Annotated in this window: 8 protein-coding genes; all 8 read right to left on the minus strand. The window is 70.6% G+C overall.

Going from position 1 to position 17,586, the window contains the following annotated elements:
• Positions 1–5: 5 nt before the first annotated feature.
• Positions 6–1,127 (minus strand): class I SAM-dependent methyltransferase, encoded by a 1,122-nt coding sequence (locus ON20_RS22175; protein ID WP_051163071.1) that lies wholly within the window; start codon positions 1,125–1,127, stop codon positions 6–8.
• Positions 1,124–2,515, minus strand: coding sequence for an FAD-binding oxidoreductase (locus tag ON20_RS22180; RefSeq protein ID WP_040838252.1), 1,392 nt, complete (start codon positions 2,513–2,515; stop codon positions 1,124–1,126). The genes ON20_RS22175 and ON20_RS22180 overlap by 4 nt, the downstream gene beginning before the upstream one ends.
• Positions 2,512–3,855 (minus strand): class I SAM-dependent methyltransferase, encoded by a 1,344-nt coding sequence (locus ON20_RS22185; protein WP_051163073.1) that lies wholly within the window; start codon positions 3,853–3,855, stop codon positions 2,512–2,514. Before ON20_RS22185 ends, ON20_RS22180 begins: the two co-directional genes overlap by 4 nt.
• On the minus strand, positions 3,852–5,057 hold the full coding sequence (gene hsaA / locus ON20_RS22190; RefSeq protein ID WP_040838254.1) for a 3-hydroxy-9,10-secoandrosta-1,3,5(10)-triene-9,17-dione monooxygenase oxygenase subunit: 1,206 nt from the start codon (positions 5,055–5,057) through the stop codon (positions 3,852–3,854). Before hsaA ends, ON20_RS22185 begins: the two co-directional genes overlap by 4 nt.
• 89 nt (positions 5,058–5,146) lie before the next feature.
• Positions 5,147–5,869, minus strand: coding sequence for a class I SAM-dependent methyltransferase (locus ON20_RS22195; protein ID WP_051163075.1), 723 nt, complete (start codon positions 5,867–5,869; stop codon positions 5,147–5,149).
• On the minus strand, positions 5,866–13,131 hold the full coding sequence (locus tag ON20_RS33375) for a type I polyketide synthase (RefSeq protein ID WP_051163078.1): 7,266 nt from the start codon (positions 13,129–13,131) through the stop codon (positions 5,866–5,868). Before ON20_RS33375 ends, ON20_RS22195 begins: the two co-directional genes overlap by 4 nt.
• Positions 13,128–13,625, minus strand: coding sequence for an OsmC family protein (locus ON20_RS22205; protein ID WP_051163080.1), 498 nt, complete (start codon positions 13,623–13,625; stop codon positions 13,128–13,130). Before ON20_RS22205 ends, ON20_RS33375 begins: the two co-directional genes overlap by 4 nt.
• A complete protein-coding gene (locus tag ON20_RS22210) occupies positions 13,612–17,556 on the minus strand; it encodes a non-ribosomal peptide synthetase (protein ID WP_086009049.1) in 3,945 nt (1,314 codons plus the stop codon). Before ON20_RS22210 ends, ON20_RS22205 begins: the two co-directional genes overlap by 14 nt.
• Between the last annotated feature and the right edge of the window lie 30 nt (positions 17,557–17,586).

Genomic DNA, 17,586 nt, shown 5'->3' on the forward strand with positions numbered 1-17,586 from the left:
TCGGGTCACCGGGGCGTGTGGGCGGCGAAGATCCGTTGCCCGTGGGCGGCCAAGGGCAGCTCCGGGCCGGGAAGAACCAACCAGGGCGGCAGATCGGCCGAGATGAGCTCGGCGCGCCATTGGGACTCGGTCAAGAAGATGCGGTCGCTCCCCGCGCGCACATCGTCGCGGCCAGGGCGGACGCCGCCGGGGCGGGAGGACATCAGAAAGTGCATGGAGGTGAGCAATTGGCAGTGTTCGCGACACGACTCGATGACGACGAGATGGCCGCCGGGGCGCAGCAGGTCACGCAGCCGTCGCAACGCCACACCGCAGTGGCGGGCATTGTGCAGCACATTCGCGGCCAGGACGATGTCGAACGAGCGCGGCGGCGGCAACTCGGCATTGAGATCGAGCAGATCGAACCGCAGCCAGGGATGGTGCGCGAAGCGGCTCCGGGCGGCGTCGAGGAAGAACGACGACACATCGGTGAAGTGATATTCCACGGGCAAACCGTCGAGCACGGGGAGCAGGTCGGCGGTGGTACCGCCGACACCCGCGCCCAGTTCCAGGATGCGCACCGGGTGACGGTCGGCGGCCAGCGTGTCCACCACGCGGGTGACGATCGCGCCGGCGGCGGCGTTCAGGTACCGGTTGACCGGATTGTTCCGGTATGCGGCTTCGGCGGTGAGCAGGTCCCCGTTCGGGAACAGCAGCTCCTGAGCGAGCACCCTGTCCTGTAACAGATCGAGCGCATGCCGGTTCGCGGCCGTGAAGAACCGCGCGAGCTGTACGGAGAACCCGAGGTCGGCACAGACCTGGTCGAGATCGGCGCGGCCCGGCGCGGCCCCCTCCGAGAGGTACGAATACCCCTGGTCCACTTCGTATTTCAGCCGTCTGTGGGCAGTGAGCAGGCCGAGCCAACGACGCAGCAGCCAGCGATGTCGTGGCGCGACCTCGAGCACGGCCGCGAGCTCGTCCTCGGTATGCGCCGCACCGTCGGACAGGACCGGTCGCAGCACCGCGGCCATGGCCCGCAACCCGAACAGGTCGAAGTCGTCGCGCGCGGACAGGCACTGCCGCGCGTCGAAATCCGCGACCGCGTCCGCGGCGCGCGTGGCGATATCGAGCGTCGGGTCGGTGGTCATCGCGCACCGTTCAGTGGTGGGATGTTGTGGTTGCAGCAGAATACGTTGTCGGGATCGTAGGTGGTCTTGAGCCGTTGTAGTCGGGGATAGGAATCGGGATGGTAGGCGCGGCGCACCCGATCCGGGGAGGCGGTGTCGTCGAGGATTCCGATATAGGGTCCGCCCGCGGAACAGCCCTGCAGGGCGGAGACGATCTCGGCGATCCACCGACGTGAGGGTTCCAGGTCCGTTCCGACGGGCCCACCGGAGAACACGACCGCGTGATAGGCAGCGTCGTGGTAGCCGAACGCGGTCGCGTCCGCCGGCACCCGCCGCAGCGCCCCGCCGAGTTGGTGGACCGAGACGAGCGAATACGGGGTGGGCATACGGGCGGCGAAGTCGACGAGTGCGTCGATGGCGTCGTCGTCGAAGGCACGCAGCCATTCGCTACCGGTGGCGGTGCCGTGGCCTTCGTGGAAGGCCTGCTCGGTATTGCGTTGCAGTTCCGGGTATTCCAGGGGGCGGACGAGGTCGAGCTCCGGCTCGCCCAGACGTTTCAGCCTCGCCAATTCCGTCCGCGCCCGGTCGAGCGGTCCGAAGTAGGCGACGGTGACCGCCGCCATCGGCGGTCCCTCGGGAGCGGTGGGAGGCCAGTGCAGCAGGGTGGCACGCAATGCCAGCTCGTCCGGCGATTCGGCGCAGAGCTCGCGGAACTCACGGAAGACCGCGCGCCCTTCCTCGAGCCGGAACAGCAGGGTGCCCGCGTGCAGGGAGCCGATGGGATGCAGTTCGAACTCCAGGGCCACCACAATGCCTAAGTTGCCGCCACCACCGCGCAGTGCCCACAGCAGATCGGGGTGATTGTCGGGGCCGGTGTGCACCAGCCGGCCGTCGGCCAGGACGACCTGCGCGGAGCGCACACTGTCGCAGGTGAATCCGGCCATTCGCTGCAACCAACCGCTGCCACCGCACAGCGTGGAACCGATCACGCCGACGGTCGACACATCCGCTCCGGTCACGGCCAGACCGTGCCGGTGACAGGCACGATCGAATTCGGCCCAGGTGACGCCCGCTCCCACGGTGGCGCGGCGGGCGATCGGGTCGATGATGATCGTCCGCAGCCCCGACAGATCGAGCAGCAGGGACCCGTCGGCAGCCGGATGCCGCGCGACGTCATGTCCGCCGCCGCGCACCGATACGGCGAGCCCGTGCCGCCGCGCCGTCGTGACCGCGGCCCGCACATCGGGGACCCGGGCGCAGTGCACGACGGCCGCCGGACGCTGGTCGACGGCGGTATTCCAGCGCCGCCGTGCCCGGTCGTAGCCCGGATCGCCCGACGCCAGGACGGTGCCCCGACAGGCTGCGCGCAGATCGGCAAGGTAGTCCGCGATAGGTCGTGTGGTGGTCATACGGCAACGAACTCCTCGGAGACGACGATGGGAGGATGCGCCGCGACGGACAGCAGTTCCAGATAGTCGGTGAGGACCTCCGGCATCCGGCGGCGCAGGTAGCGGGTGAACGGGTCGTTGCAGGTGATGGGCAGTGGATCGGCGCGCACGGCCGCCAGGTCCGTCTGGTGTTCGGGGCGGCCGGCCGCGAGGAACCGGCCGTCGGCCGAGTCGAGCAGGACCGCGCACTCCGGCGGCAGCGCCGCGGCGAGCCGAGCCGGTGTGACCGCGTCCACGGCGTCGCGGTCCAACAGCGCGTTCGGGATACCGGCGACCACGGTCGCGTCCCGACATACGGTATCGACGAGGGCGGCGATCCGGTCGGTGGTGTGGCGGCCGGGTAGCTCGCGCCACGCGACGATACGGCTCAGGCCGGGCGAGGGCGCGTCGACGGTCAGCACCACGTCGTAGCGGTAGCGGGTCAGCTCGGTGTCGGCCCGCATCGGCTTGGCGTAACAGGCGACCCGCACCGACCGGGAATGCCGCCGGGCGATATGGGCGAAGACCCGGGGATCGCACAGGAGCTCTTCGTCGGTGTCGAGCCGGGCGGCGGCCCGGCGGGCCAGGTCGTCGGCGTTCGGCCCCGGATCGCGGGCCCGTTCCAACCAGTGGGCGAAGTCCTGCGCATTGGCGAGGTTGCGGATATCTCCGACGACGACGGTGCCGCCGGGTGTGACCATATCGAGTGCGTCGTCGAGCACGGCGGTGAGATAGCGCTCGTCCGGAAAGCACTGCGTCACACTGTTCAACACCACACAGTCCGGTCGTCCGCTCGCGGCCTGCGCACGCAATGCCGTCATCACCCGGTCGCCGGCGAGCTCGTGCGCGGCGGCCCGCAGCACCGACACTCCCGGAAGTCGTCGGGCGCGCAGCCTCTCCACCACGGGTTCGGCCGGATCGAGCCCGAGGTAGTCACGCGTCGACGAGTGCAGGCGGTGGACGAGAAGACCGCTGCCGCAGCCGACCTCCACAATGGTTTCGGGGCGACCGCGTCGCACCAGGCCGACAGCGTGGTCGATCCACTCCCGCATATGCTCGCGGGGGAATGCCGCACCGGTATCGGAGGCCCGCCAACCGGACAGGTCGAGATCGTCGCCGTGGCGCAGTTCGTCCGACGAGTACACGTACTCGTACACGTGCCGCCAATGTTCGAGATATTCGGTGAGCAACGCCCCGGGGACAGGTCGCACCGCGACGGCCGCGGCGGCGGGCCGTACCACGATCACATCGCGGTGCCCGTCCCGCCGGGCCGAGTCCACCCACGGATGCCGGCCGAGCATGGAGAGCAGCCGATCGGTCACGGGTTCCGCGCCTCCGATACCGCCGCAAGTTCCGCCGCACCGAACATGCGGTACACGCGTTCGGGATCGTTGGCCGCATGTGCGCGACCGCCGTGCACGTCACGCCAGAAGCGCTGAACGGTACTGTCCGGCCGCAATGCGCGGCCACCGGAGTTCTCGAACAGCCGGTCCATGGCGGTCACGGCGCGTTCGGTGCCGCGAACCTGGTCGCGGCGCAGCCGCAACCGTTCGCGCGGCCCGATGGGTTCCTCGGCCACCGCCAACAGGTACAACTCATCGATATTGTGCGTGAGCTGACGCCAGGCGGCATCGATCTCGGTGGCGGCGAAGGCAATCCGCTCCAGAGTGGCCGGGTCGTGGCGGAACGCGTCGCCGGTGTAGCCGGTATCCTTGCGGGCGTCGCCGGGCAGTGCGGCGCGCACGCGGTCGCATTGCTGTTCGAGGTGCGCGCGGTAGCCGCCGCGTGCCATACCGACAATGGCCGCCGTGATGGCGCCGGTGTGCAGGCAGCCGAACGGAATCCGGTACAGCGCACCGTCGTTGGTCTGCTGTCCGGGGGTGCGGCAGGCGGTTACCGCGTCGGAGCCGAGGACCCGGTGCGCGGGCACGAACACTTCGTCGAGGTGAATATCGTTGCTTCCGGTGCCGCGCAGGCCGACCGCCTGCCACACGTCGACGACGGTGTAGTCGTCGGCGGGTACCAGGAAGGTGCACGAATCGGCCGGTTCGCCGTCCATGACGACCCGCGCGCCCAGCAAGGCCCAGCGGGCGTGGTCGCAGCCGGAGGCGAAACCCCAGGTGCCGCTGAGCCGATAGCCGCCCTCGACGGGAACGGCGGTGCCGGTCATGGCATACGAGGAGCAGATGGGGGTGTCGGTACCGGAATCCCACACCTCCTCCTGGGCTCGACCGTCGAAGAGCGCCACGTTCCAGGGGGATACGCCCAGTACGGAAGCGACCCACCCGGTGGAGCCGCACGCCGAGGCCAGTTCGGCCACCGCCGTGTAGAAGACGGCCGGGTGCGCCTCGTACCCGCCGTAGCGCCGTGGACGCAGCAGGCCGAAGAACCCGGTGGCGGTGAGTTCGGTGAGGGTTTCCACCGGGATCCGCCGGGCCTGTTCGGTCTCCGGGGCACGTTTGCTCAGCGTCGGCAGCAGTTCGCCGACCGCGGCGAGCACCGCGGTCGTGGCGTCGTCGGTCATTGCGTTGTCCTCCGTTGTGGATCGGGTGGTGGGGGCACGGTTCGATGGACGCGTCCGTTGCCGCTCGGGCCGGCGGTCGCGGCGCGGCGTCAGCGGGTGAAGCGCAGCAGACCGGTCGCCGGGTCGGCGTCGGCCGGCCGGAGACCGGCCGCGCGGGCCTCGGCCGTGAGCCGGTCGGCGTCGGCCGGCCAGACGTGGTGTTCGGTACGCACCTCCTGCACCAGTCGGTCGCCCTGGTAGGTGCGGTAGGTCATTCGCCATATCAGGGAGTCCGCGTCCACCGGGTCGGCCCGGCTCCAGCCCTCGTACCGCAGGTCACCGGCGCGGGCGGTGGTGTAGCGCCGTTCCGGCGAGGGTTCGACTCGACCGGGACGCTGCACTTCCACCACCGCATCGGCACCCGGTGCCAGTGCGTCCGCGATGGCGGACCACACCCGGGGGCGGGTGGCGGCGGCGAAGTGCCCGATCACGCCGAGGGCGACCACCGCCGCACACCGCGTGGGCAGTTCGGTATCGAGGAAACCCGTGGGTAGTACGGTGATCCGCTCGCGCAGGTCCTTGCGGGCCGCCAATCTCGACAGCAGCACGGCGCGCATGGCGGCGGCCGGCTCCACCGCCACGATCCGCGCGTCGGGCAGGGCGTCGGCGACCAGCATGGTGGACAGTCCCGTGCCCGCCCCGATATCGGCGACCGGTCCGGCGACGGTGTCGACCCCGGCGAGCAGCTTCGTCAGCACCGGTTCCACGCCGGCCACATACGGTGTGGCCATGAGGTCGTAGAACTCCGCGGCGGCGGCGTAGTCGTCGGTCACGGCTGCTCCGAACAATCCAGGCTCGCAAGCAGTTCCGACACCAGATGAGCGACCGTGACAACCGTCGGTGGTCGCAGCAGGGCATAGTGGTGCGCCGCGACGGGCCGAGTATCGATCACGACGTCGGTATGTGCGGCCCACCCGAGGTCCGAGAGGTCGCCGCAGTCGTCGACTCCCATACCGACCCCCGAATTGTGCGGCGCCGGCAGCTCGGCGCGCACCAACAGCACCTCGAGCCCCTCCCCCTCGAGGTCACCGGTGTGGTGTGCGCCGAGGGCGCGCAGATGACGCCGGAAGATGTCCTCCTCGAGCCGCCGGTCGTCCGGGGCGCCGCGTCCGCCGAGACCCACGTCCGCGAGTCGGCGCCGGACCTCGGCACGCTGCAGATCGTCCGGTTTCCGGTCGAAATCGGATTCGAACGTGTCGATATCGAGGGACAGCCCTCGGAACGCCGCCAGTGAGCCGAGGTAACGCGTCCAGAATTCGCGGCCGTCGACATGATGGATGCGGTCGGCGATATTCGAGTCGAGCAGGACAAGCGCCTCCACGGTCGCACCGGACGCGCGCAGTCGCCGGGCCACTTCGTGCGCGATGATCCCACCCATCGACCAGCCGCCGATCCGGTAGGGCCCGGTGGGCTGGTGGGCGCGCACCAGGCCTTCGTATACCCGTGCCAGATCGGCGATCGTCTCCGGTCCGGGCGCACCGACGAGTTCCGGGTCCTGGATGCCGATGATCGGTGCGCGGGTATCGAGGATCCGGGCCAGATCGACGTAACAGAGCACGTCGCCACCGGTCGGGTGGATCAGGAACAGCGGCCGGCCGGTGCCGTCGCGCAGCGGCACCAGACAGTCGCGCGGGATCGACGGTTCCGCGGCCTCGTGCCGCGCGGCGGTGGCGACCGCGGCCAGGGTGGGGTCGGTGAGGAATTCCCGCGGTGTCACCACCAGTCCGAGTTCACCGCGCAGGCGGTTGAGCATCCGGATGGCGAGGACGGAGTCTCCCCCGGCGGTGAAGAAGTCGGTGCCACGGTCGATACCGTGCGGGGCATCCACCATCCGCTCCCACAGTTCGGCGATGGCGCGCTCGGTGACCGTGGCGGGCGGGCCGGTCACCGGGGTAGGGGCCGGTGCGTCGGCCGTAAGATCGGGTTTCTCGGTGTCGGGCACGTCGACCGGCGCTGTCCAGGTCTCGGGACGGTCCGTGAGCGCGGTGACGGTATCGCACACCTGCGCGAACAAGGTGTCGAGCACCCCCGGCGGGAACAGTTCCGCGACGGCGTCCAGATTCACGACCACCGAATCGTCCCAATCCCACTGGAACACCTGCATGTCCAGGGCCACCTGCGGGGTGCGCACGCGTTGATAGAAGTCGCGAACCCCCACCGTGTCGGGAGTGCCGCCCGGCGGATGCAGCCCGAGGGTGCTGTGGAAGACGACCGGCGCCTGGGGGGCGGTGTCGCGTCGGCGCCGAGCCAGTTCCCGCAGCACCTCCACGCCGGTGACCTGGCCGTGGTCGAGCATGGTGGCGGTGGCCTCTTGTACATGCCGGGCAGCGGTCAGGAACGTCGACCGGGCGGGCAGGGCGATATCGAGCAGCACGGTGCCCGCGTAGGGGCCGATGGCGTGATCGAGATCGCGCGGCAGGTGCAACCGGTTGAGGTAGAGCACGTTCAGCAGGAACCGACGGTGCCCGGCCAACCGGGCCAGCGCCAACGCCCAGCAGGTGGCGAACGCGGCGGTCGGCGTGATGTTGTACTCGGCACAACGGTCGCGCAGAACCGCCATCCGCTCACCGGACACCCGGAATTCGCGTCGCTCCAGCGTGTCGGGGCGCACCTGGTCGAACGGTACCGCCAGGGGCAGCGCCGGGGCGGGTGGCAGATCGTCGATCCGGTCCCACCACCAGTCGCGCTGTGCCTGCCATTCGGGTTCACCACGCTGACGGGAGATGGTCTCCACATAGTCGCCGAAGTGGGCGGTGAGCGCCGGCAGCACCGTATTCGGGTCGTCGAGGTAGGTGAACAGTTCGGTGAACATCAGTTGGACCGACCAGCCGTCGGCCACGAGCAGGCTGCACACGATGTGCAGGCTCAATGCGTCACCCGGCAGCCGGACAACGGTGACGGTGAACGGCCACGGATCCATTCCCGGGCCGGTGCGCTGCAGTTCGGCGCGGGTGGCGGCCAGCCGCCGATCGATCTCGTCGACCGCTGCGGTCCGCAGGTCCAGGTGGGTTATGGGGAGGACCGCCAACCGCGGGTCGTCGACGGGCAGCACCTGCTGGGTGCCGTCCGGCAGGAAGACCGCCCGCAGCATGGGCTGACGTTCCACCTGCCGCCGCACCGCTGTGTCGAGGACCGTCGGATCGACACCGGTGAGCCGGAAGTCGACATAGTTGTGCGCCGAGTCGTAACTGAGCGCGTACCCGTGCTGCTGCCCCACCCAATACGCCTGCTGCAACGGGGTGAGCGGGAACGGCACGGTCGGGTCGGCCTGCCGCGCGAATTCGACGGCGGTTGCCGGGATATCGGAGCGGCGTTCGTCGATCAGGGCGATGAGATCGGCGAACGAGAGATCGCCGACCAGCTCCGCCACGGGTACCGCGACACCGAGCCGCGTGCGCACCATGGTGGCCATGCGTACCGCCAACACCGAATCACCGCCCAAACCCACGAATGTGGAGTCGGGACGCACACTCCCGACCTCGAGGTCGAGCACCTGCGACCAGATGGCCGCCACGGCCTCGGCCACGTCCTCGTCTCGACCGGCCCGGCTCGTTCCGGCATCCGGGGCGGTCCAGGCCTCCGGGTCGGCGGCGAGGCGGCGCAGCCACTCCACGTAGGAGGTGAACGCCGTGTCCGCGGCGGCGGAATCGAGGACCGTCTCGAGGACATCCCACTGCAGTTGCAAACCTCCCGCGTGGACGAATGCCTGATGGTCGAGCCATACCTGCGGGGTCTGGCTCACCCCGTGCACGATTCGCCCCGACCATTCGAGGTCTGGGGCGCCGCCGACCAGGTGGGTGACATCGAGAGCGCTGGTGAACACCACCGGCAGCAACCGCCGCTGCCCGGTGCGGGTGGACAGTTCGGCGAGCAGCTCCAGGGCGGAGTACTCGCGGTGGTCGATATCGTCGAAGAGCCGTCGTTGGGTTCGGGCGGCCCGCTCCGCGAAGGACCCGCCGCCGGTGCGGTCCACCTCGTGGGCCAGCAGGGTGGTGAAATCGCCGATCGCGGCGTCGATTCCGGGCAGCGCCACCGGCCGGTCGACCAGAGTCAGCGACAGGGTGAACCGATCGTCGCCGGACCAGGCGGCGAGCACGTCCGCGTACGCGGTGAGCAGTACCGCCGACGGTGTGACACCGTGCTCGGCGGCCGACCGCCGCAGCCCATCCCATTCCTCCGGTGCGAGCCGGGCATCGCGGCGGCCGAACCACGGCCGGGTCTGGGTACGGGTGTGGGTGGGCAGGTTGGGCGGGCCCGGGAGCTCTGTTGTCCGGCTGTGCCAGTAGTCGACCGCGCGCCGCCGGGCCGCGGACTCCGAGCGGGACTCGGTGTATGCCACATAGTCGGCGAATCGGGTCGGCAGCGGCGGAAGGACGGCCGCGGGGTCGGTGTAGAGCAGCCGCAGATCGCGGTCGAGGACGAGGAAACTCCCGGCGTCGCAGATCAGGGCGTCGATACCGATGAACAACCGGGTGGTGGTGCCGTCCAGTATCGCGGCACGCACATCGAACAGTGGCCAGCGGTCGGGGCGGTGCACCCGATGCGACAGCCGCCGCCGCAGTTCGGTGAGCGTGTCCTCGCGCGCCCCGCCGGCGGAGGCGGTGAGGTCGTGGCGGCGGATCCGGAACTCCGGCACCTCGGTGAGGATCCGGTTGCGGCCGTCCTCGGTGATGACGGCGCGCAGCATCTCGTGCCGCTGGATCACTTGGTTCCACGCCTGTTCGTAGCGTTCCAGATCCAATGTGTCGCAGTCGTATTCGAGATAGATGTGACAGGACACGTCGCTCAGTCCGAACGCGCCCGATCGGCCCACCCAGTACGCGTGCTGCACCCGGGTCAGCGGGAATGTGACAGGGTCCGGGCCGACGGCCGGGGTCTCGTTCCGACTCGCGTTCTCGACGGCGGTCGGGGGGTGCTCGGGCGAATTCGGCGCGGCCACGGGCGGTGCCGGCGGGCGACGGTCCCGCAGCAGTGCGGCGAAGGCGGCCACGGTCGGGTTCGACAGCAGCTCACGCATGCGGATATCGGTGTTCTCCCGCTCGTTGAGGAGGTCCAGCATGCGCGTCGCCAGCATGGAGGTTCCGCCGAGCGCGAAGAAGTCGGCCTCGGCGTCGGCCACCTTCTCCCCCAACGTCTCCGTCCACAGCGCGGCGATCATCTCCTGTTCCGGGATCGTGAACCGCGGGGGTTCGGCAGGTTCTGTCACACCGTGCGACGCCGCCGGACGCGGCGCACCGTTCGACGGCACCGGCAGCGGGGTGGTGAGCGACGCGGCCGGCTCGCGGGCCGGAGCCGGTGCGTCCACCACCGCCGCGAGCTCGACTCGCATCCGCGGCTCGGGGACGGTCGCGGCTCCGTTCGTCTCCGGAGCGGCGGCGGATACGATGCGGTCCTGTTCGGCCGGTGACACCTGGGCGGCGGTGGGCGGATCGATCCAGATACCGCGACGCTGGAAGGGGTGGGCGGGCAGGCGGATGCGCCGCCGGCGGCGGTGCAGGGCCTCCACGTCGATATCCGCACCGCCGCACCACAGGTGCCCGACCGCGGTGAGCAGCGCGGCACGGTCGGAGGCGTCATCCGTCCGCTCGTCGGCGTCCGGCAGGGTGCTCAGCGTGGCGGTGAGGCCCTCGGGTGCGTTGCGGCGCGCGAGTGTGGCCAGGGCGCTGCCCGGTCCCACCTGGACGACGGTGGTGGGACCCGCCGCCGTCGCGTCCCGCACGGCGGAGGCGAAGAGTACCGGTTCACGCAGATGCCGCACCCAGTGATCGGCGTCCAGGGATCGGGTCCGGCGGCCGGTGAGGGTGCTGTAGAGCGGCAGGGCGGCCGCCGAGTTCACCACGGTCGCCGCCGCGGCGCGCAGCGGCGGGACCACCGCGGCGACGGCCGGCGAGTGCAGGGCCGCGTCGACGCGCAACCTGCTCGCGCGGATTCCGGCACGACCGAGAGCGCCCGCGAACGTCTCGACGGCCGTGACCGGTCCGGAGACCACACAGGCATCCGGACCGTTGATGGCGGCCAACACTATTTCCGGATACCGGGTCAGCGCGGCGCGCACGTCCTCCTCGGCGAGCGGTACGGCCACCATCGCGCCGGGCGCGGTATCCGCCAGTGCCGACGATCGGATCGCCACCAGGCGAGCGGCATCGGACAGGCTCACTATTCCCGCGACCACCGCGGCGGTGTACTCACCGAGGCTGTGGCCGAGCAGACCGTCGGGTTCGATACCGTAGCCGCGCAGGGTAGCCGCAGTGGCGAGCGACACCGCGAACAGGGCGGGCTGCCCGTAGCGCACGTCGTCGACCTCGTGTTGCGGAGCGCGGCCGGTGACGATATCGCGGATGTCATAGTCCAGCAGCGGCTTCAGCGCTTCGGCGCACTCATCGACACAGGCGGTGAACACCGGCTCGTCTCTGTAGAGTCCGGCACCCATTCCCGAATACTGCGCACCCGCGCCCGGGAAGGCGAAGACGATATCGGATCGCCCGGCCGGTACCTGTTCGACGGCGACCGGGCGCGGGCTTGGATCCCGGTCGGTCGACAGTGCGGTGGCCCGCCATCCGGAGTCCGGATGGCGTCCACGCGAGACGGTGTAGGCGTAGTCGACCCGGGTATCGGCCGTCACGACGGACGCGGCCTGCGCGAGCTGGGCCCGGCAGCCGGATTCCGTGGCGGCCGACACCAACAGCAGCTGGGCGCGCGGATCGGGGTCGGGCTCGTTCGGGCCTCCGGGTACGGGCGCCTGCTCGAGTACCACATGACAGTTGGCGCCGCCGATACCGAACGAGCTCACCCCGGCGATCCGGGTGCCGTCGCGCTCCGGCCAGTCCCGGGTGTGCTCGACGAGCTCGAACAGTCCGCGATGGCGTTCCAGATCGGGGTGGGCGGGATGTGCGTGCAGGGTCGCCGGAATACGCCGATGCCACAGTGCGAGCGCCGTTTTGATCAGCGACGCGATTCCGGCCGCGCTGTTGGTGTGGCCGATATTGCTCTTCACCGAACCCAATGCGATCGGTGTCGGTGCCGCGCGGTCGGCGAACACCGTGGCCAGCGCCGACAGTTCGATCTGGTCGCCCAGTGCCGTCGCCGTGCCGTGCGCCTCTATCAGGTCCACCGCGTCGATGCCGATATCGGCCACCGCGAGCGCCTCGCCGATCGCTCGCGCCTGCCCGGCCGCCGAGGGTGCGGTGAAACCGGCCTTACCGCCCCCGTCGTGGTTCAGCGCACTACCGCGCAGCACCGCGTAGATGGGGTCCCCGTCGGCCAGCGCGTCCGCGAGCCGTCGCAATACCACCATGCCCACGCCCTGGCTGTGCACCATGCCGGTCGCCTCCGCCCCGAACGCCCGCGTATGCCCGTCCGCGGAGAAGATCGCCTCGGGCACGTGCAGGTAGCCGCGTCCCTGCGGGACGATCAGCGACGCGCCGCCGGCGAGTGCCGCGTCGCATTCTTCCGACAGGAGGGCCTGCGCGGCCAGGTGCACCGCGACCAGCGAGGTGGCGCAGGTGGCCTGCACGGCCACCGCGGGGCCGGTGAGGTCGAGCCGGTAGGCGATCTGCTGTGGGAAATAGTCGGTGAGCGTGCCTGTTTCCGCCTGCAGCCGACCGAGCGGATCCCGGTCGGCGCCCGCCCGGTAGGCGGCGAGATTGTGTTCCAGATAATCGCTGCGCGAGGCCCCGGTGAACACGCCGACCGCGTCCAGTCCGGCCCCACCGCGGTATCCGGCGTCGCCGAGGGCGTCCCAGGCGCATTCCAACAGCAGCCGCAGCTGCGGATCCATCAGGGCGGCATCCCGCGCGACGATGCCGAAATGCTCCGGATCGAAGCGGTCCTGTCCGGCGATAACCGCCCCGACCGGCACATAGTTGCGGTGTGCGCGCAGTTCGGTGGGCACCCCGCGCGCGGCGAGCTCCGCATCGTCGAACCGGGTCAGACCTTCCCGACCCGAGGCGATCAGGTCCCAGTAGGCGCCCAGATCCGGTGCGCCCGGGAATCTACCGGCCATCCCGACGATGGCGACGGCATTGTCGTCGTTCACGCTTCGATCTCCAATTCCGAGTCCACCGTCAGCCCGCCGCGCATCATGGCCAGCACCGGACACGACGCCTCCACGAGCCGATGCAGTTCGCGATACCGGTCCGGTTCGTCCGGACCGCCCACCCGGGCCCGGACCCGGATACGGCCCGGTTGCGTCGGGCCGGTGAGCCCGAAGACGGGCCCGAGATCCACGTCGGCGTCGACATCCACCGACAGTGAATGGATACCGATGCCCAGCCGTGCCGCGTGGAACCGGTATGTGACCGCCTGGCAGGCCCCCAACGAGGCCAATGCCATTCCGATCGGGTCGGGACCGGCGTCACCGCCGCCCGCGGCCACGGGTTCGTCGACCACGAAGGTGTGCCGGCCGATATGCACCCGCATCTCGGTGGGTGTGCCCGCCTGGTGTTCGGTACGGACGGTGAACCGCTGTCTGCGGTCGGCCGCGCGGCCCGAGGCGGTGCGCAGCCGGAATACGGTGTCAGCGAACGACATCGGCGAGCCTCGCTTTCGTTCGGTGAGCGCGTCGGCGGCGGCCGCGCGCTACGGCGTCGGTGAGATCGATCGACATGGCGCCGGATTCGCCCGTGGACGGTCCCGAGACGGTGTGGTCGACGATCCAGTCGGCCAGACGCCGGGCGGTGCCGAGCCGGAAGATATCCGGCACGGTGAGCGCCGGGGTGAGGTGGCGCAGCCTGCGATGGGCGCGGACCAGGGTCAGGGAGGTCGCGCCGAGATCGTGGAACGGGGTGGTTGCCGCGATCTCGGGGCCGAGTAGGTCGGTGAAGACCCCGACGACCGCGGACTCGATCCGCGCCCGGTTCGCCGTGGCGGTCGGCGGCGCAACGGTGAGGACGAGTTCGGCCGCGGCGCCGTAGCGCGCCTCGGCGATGAGCCCGTGGGTCGTGGCCGCGGTGTGTAGGCGGCCGAGCCACGCGTCGGCGTTGTCCGCGGCGGCGCCGTCGAGAGGGTGCGCGCGTAGGGTCAGCGTCAGTCCCAGCGCCTGGGCCTGTCGTGCCGCGTGCAGCAGCCAGTCGTCGGCCGGTGTGCTCGCCGGCTCGTCCGCCGGGGCCGGTGTGTCGGCGAGATAACCGAGGACGGCGGGCCTTCCGACCGTATCCTCGACCGCCGCGACACCGGCCGGGGCCGCGGAATCGGCCGGAGAGGCGGACCGGCCGGGAGTCGGTCGGCCGCTTCCTGCCGGAGCCTCGCCGGCCACCCGGTCGTATTCGGGCGGTGCGGTCTGTGTTCCGCTCCCGTCGCGCCGGAACGGGTTCGGCAACCGGGAATGATCGACCTTGCCGTTGGAGGTCAGCGGCAGGGTGTCCAACGACACCCACCGGGACGGCACCATGTACCGCGGCAGGTGACGTGCCGCGTGGTCGGCGAGTTCCGCGGTGGCCACCGGTGTTTCGCCGGCCACCACATAGCCCACGAGTTGTGGCCGGTCGTCCGCGCCCGGCACCGCCGCCGCCACACACCGGCGTACGGCCGGATGCCGGTCGAGTACGGCCTCGATCTCCCCCAGTTCGATGCGGTGGCCGCGAACCTTGACCTGCCGGTCGACCCGGCCGAGGAATTCGATGGTCCCGTCGGGGCGCCACTTGCCCAGGTCACCGGTTCGGTACAGCCGTTGCCCCAGCCGGTCGTGCCGGATGAACCGGTGGGCGGTCTGCTCGTCGTCGCCGACATACCCGCGCGCCAGACCGGCCCCTCCGATGTGCAGCTCACCCGGGACGCCGACCGGGCAGGGCAGGCCGTCGTCATCGAGCACGAGGAAGAACTGCTCGCGCAGCGCCCTGCCATACGGGATGCTGGTCCACTCGGGCCGCACCTGCCGGACGGGATGGCAGATCGACCAGATGGCGGCCTCGGTCGCGCCGCCCAGGCCGATCACCCGCACCTGCTCGCCGATTACCGCGCGCAGCCGGTCGGGCAGCGACAGCGGGATCCAGTCACCCGACAGCAGCAGCAGGCGCAGCGAACGCAGCCGTGCGGCCGCCGCCGGGTCGGCCTCGGCGTATTCGACGAGCATCTCCGCGAGCGCGGGTGCCGTGTTCCACACCGTCACCCGGTGGGCGGCGACGAGTTCGCACCAGTGGCCCGGATCGCGCAGCCGGTCGGCGTCCGGGAGCACGAGTGCCCCGCCCGCGCCGAGCACGCCGAAGATGTCGTACACGGACAGGTCGAAACTCAGCGCCGACAGTGCGAGCACCCGATCGTCCGGCCCGATGCCGAAGCGATCGTTGATGTCGTCGATGGTGGTGCGGGCGGCGCGATGCTCGACGGCCACGCCCTTGGGTTCGCCGGTCGATCCCGAGGTGAAGATGACATAGGCCAACTCATCGTCGGCGGTGGCGATCGGCGCGTCGACGGTGACGGCACCGGCGGCGGCGTCGAGCGGATGCGCGGTGACATTCTCGGGCAGTTCGACGCCAGGTGCGGCGAGGGCGTGGGTGATCCCGGCGCGGCGACAGACCGAGGCGATGCGCGAGCCGGGCCATTCCGGCTCGATCGGCACGAATGTCGCTCCGGCCCAGAGCACTCCGTATACGGCGACGATCTGTTCCGCCGATTTGGGAGTGGAAACCGCCACCCGGTCGCGCGGCCGGACTCCGGCCGCGATCAGCCGTCCGGCGATATTGCGCGCCCGCGCGGACACCTCGCCGTGCGTGAGCGACCCCCGGATGGCGAGCACGGCCGGGGCTTCCGGCCGCTCGGCCCTCCGATGGCGCTGCGGGTCCGTGAGCAGCCCGGCACCGAGGCCGGCCGGCAGCGGTTGCACTGTTTCGAAATACGGGTTCCACCCCAGTTCCGCGGTGTCCCAGGTGTTGTCGTCCTCGGCCAGCCGTCGCAACAGGCGAGTGTGGGCGGTGAGCATCCGGTCCACGAAGTCGGGTGGGAAGACCTCCTCGACGGCATCCCACGCCAGTCGCAGGCCGCCCGCCTCGTCCCAGACGATGTGGTCGAGGGTCACCTGCGGTGTCTGCGATACCCCGAACACCTCGTCGCCCAGCAGGCCCGCGGCCGGACCGTCGGCCTGTCCGAGTCCGACGCCGCTGGTGAACACCACCGGATAGCGGGGGGCGAGGTCGGCGGTCTGCTCGCGCTGCACCTCGACACCGCTGTAGGAACGGTGTTCCAGGTCGGCCCAGAACCGCGTATTGACCCGGCGGGCGAACTCGGTGAACCCCTGCCACTCTCCGGGATTCGGGGCCGGCATCTCGACCAGCGCTGTGGTACTGAAGTCCCCGACCACGCCCTCGTTGTCCCCGCTGTCGTCGGACCGGTCGAACAGGGTGGCATTGAGGCAGAACGCATCGGTGGCCCCCCACCGGGACAGGGTGAGTCCGAAGGCCGCCAGCAGCACCGCGGTGGGGCTGAGGCCGCGCCGCGCGGCGCGGGCACCCAGGGCTGTCCAATGCTCCGGCCCGAGCCGTGCCTCGTGGCGCCGGAACCGGGCGGTGCGAACCGTTTCGGGGGCGACCGCGTACGGCAGCCGGGGTCCGGACGGCAGGCCGGCCAGTCGCTCCTGCCAATAGGCCCGGTCCCGGTCCCGGCGGCCCGTCTCGGCCGCACGGCGGGCGCGCAGGATGTTCAGGAAGGACGTCGGCGGCGGCGGTGGTAGGGCGGCGGCCGGATCGGTGGCGCACCGCCCCCACTCCCGCATGAGCTGGATCCAGCTCGTCATATCCAGCACGATGATGTCGAACCCGACGAACAGCCGCAGCGCGCCGGACGGCAGCAGCGCGACGTGGATGTCGAACAACGGCCCGGTCGCGGTATCGAGCACCTGATGTGACTTCTCGTGCCGTAGCCGGGCCAGGGCTGCGGCGGCATCGCCGGCGGGATCGCGCAGATCGGTGATCCCGATGCGGTAGCGACGCCCCGGCGGCAGCACCCGTTGGCGGCCGTCGTCGGTCACCACGGCCCGCAGCATGTCGTGGCGCGCGACCACCGTGTTCCACGCCGTTTCCAACACATCGACCTCGGCCCGCGCGTCGGCCGCCACGAACCGTTCGGGATCGCGGTCGAATTCGAAGTAGTAGAAGGTGGCCACCCCGCCGAGCGGCATCCCTGCCTCGCGACCCACCCAGTAGGACGCCTGGATGGGGGTCAATTCCTCTTCGACCACAACCTCGGGCGCGGCGACGGATGCCGGGGGCGCGGTGTTGCCGGGGCGCGTCGATTCGGTGGCCATCGCACGTTTTCCGACCTCGGCGACCAACGAGTCGAGCGTGGCTCCGACGAAGGCCTCCAAGGGAACGCGCACCCCGGTGCGTTCGGCCAGCCGCAGGTGCAGGCGGGCGGCGAGGAAGGAATCCAGCCCGTGTTCCTGCAAGGGACGCCGGGCGTCGATCTCGCCCGCATCGATTCCGAGAACCGTTGCGGCGCATCCTCGCACTTCTTTTTCGATTGTCGCCATCTCCAGCCCTTGCTCGGCAAACTCAACGGG

Source organism: Nocardia brevicatena NBRC 12119 (assembly GCF_000308495.1).
Lineage (GTDB): Bacteria > Actinomycetota > Actinomycetes > Mycobacteriales > Mycobacteriaceae > Nocardia > Nocardia brevicatena.

Excerpts from the sequence above, each read along its gene's own strand:
- ON20_RS22180 (WP_040838252.1), bottom strand. The coding sequence starts at position 2,515 with ATGACCACCACACGACCTATCGCGGACTACCTTGCCGATCTGCGCGCA.
- hsaA (WP_040838254.1), bottom strand. The coding sequence starts at position 5,057 with ATGACCGACGACGCCACGACCGCGGTGCTCGCCGCGGTCGGCGAACTG.
- ON20_RS22210 (WP_086009049.1), bottom strand. The coding sequence starts at position 17,556 with ATGGCGACAATCGAAAAAGAAGTGCGAGGATGCGCCGCAACGGTTCTC.
- ON20_RS22205 (WP_051163080.1), bottom strand. The coding sequence starts at position 13,625 with ATGTCGTTCGCTGACACCGTATTCCGGCTGCGCACCGCCTCGGGCCGC.
- ON20_RS22175 (WP_051163071.1), bottom strand. The coding sequence starts at position 1,127 with ATGACCACCGACCCGACGCTCGATATCGCCACGCGCGCCGCGGACGCG.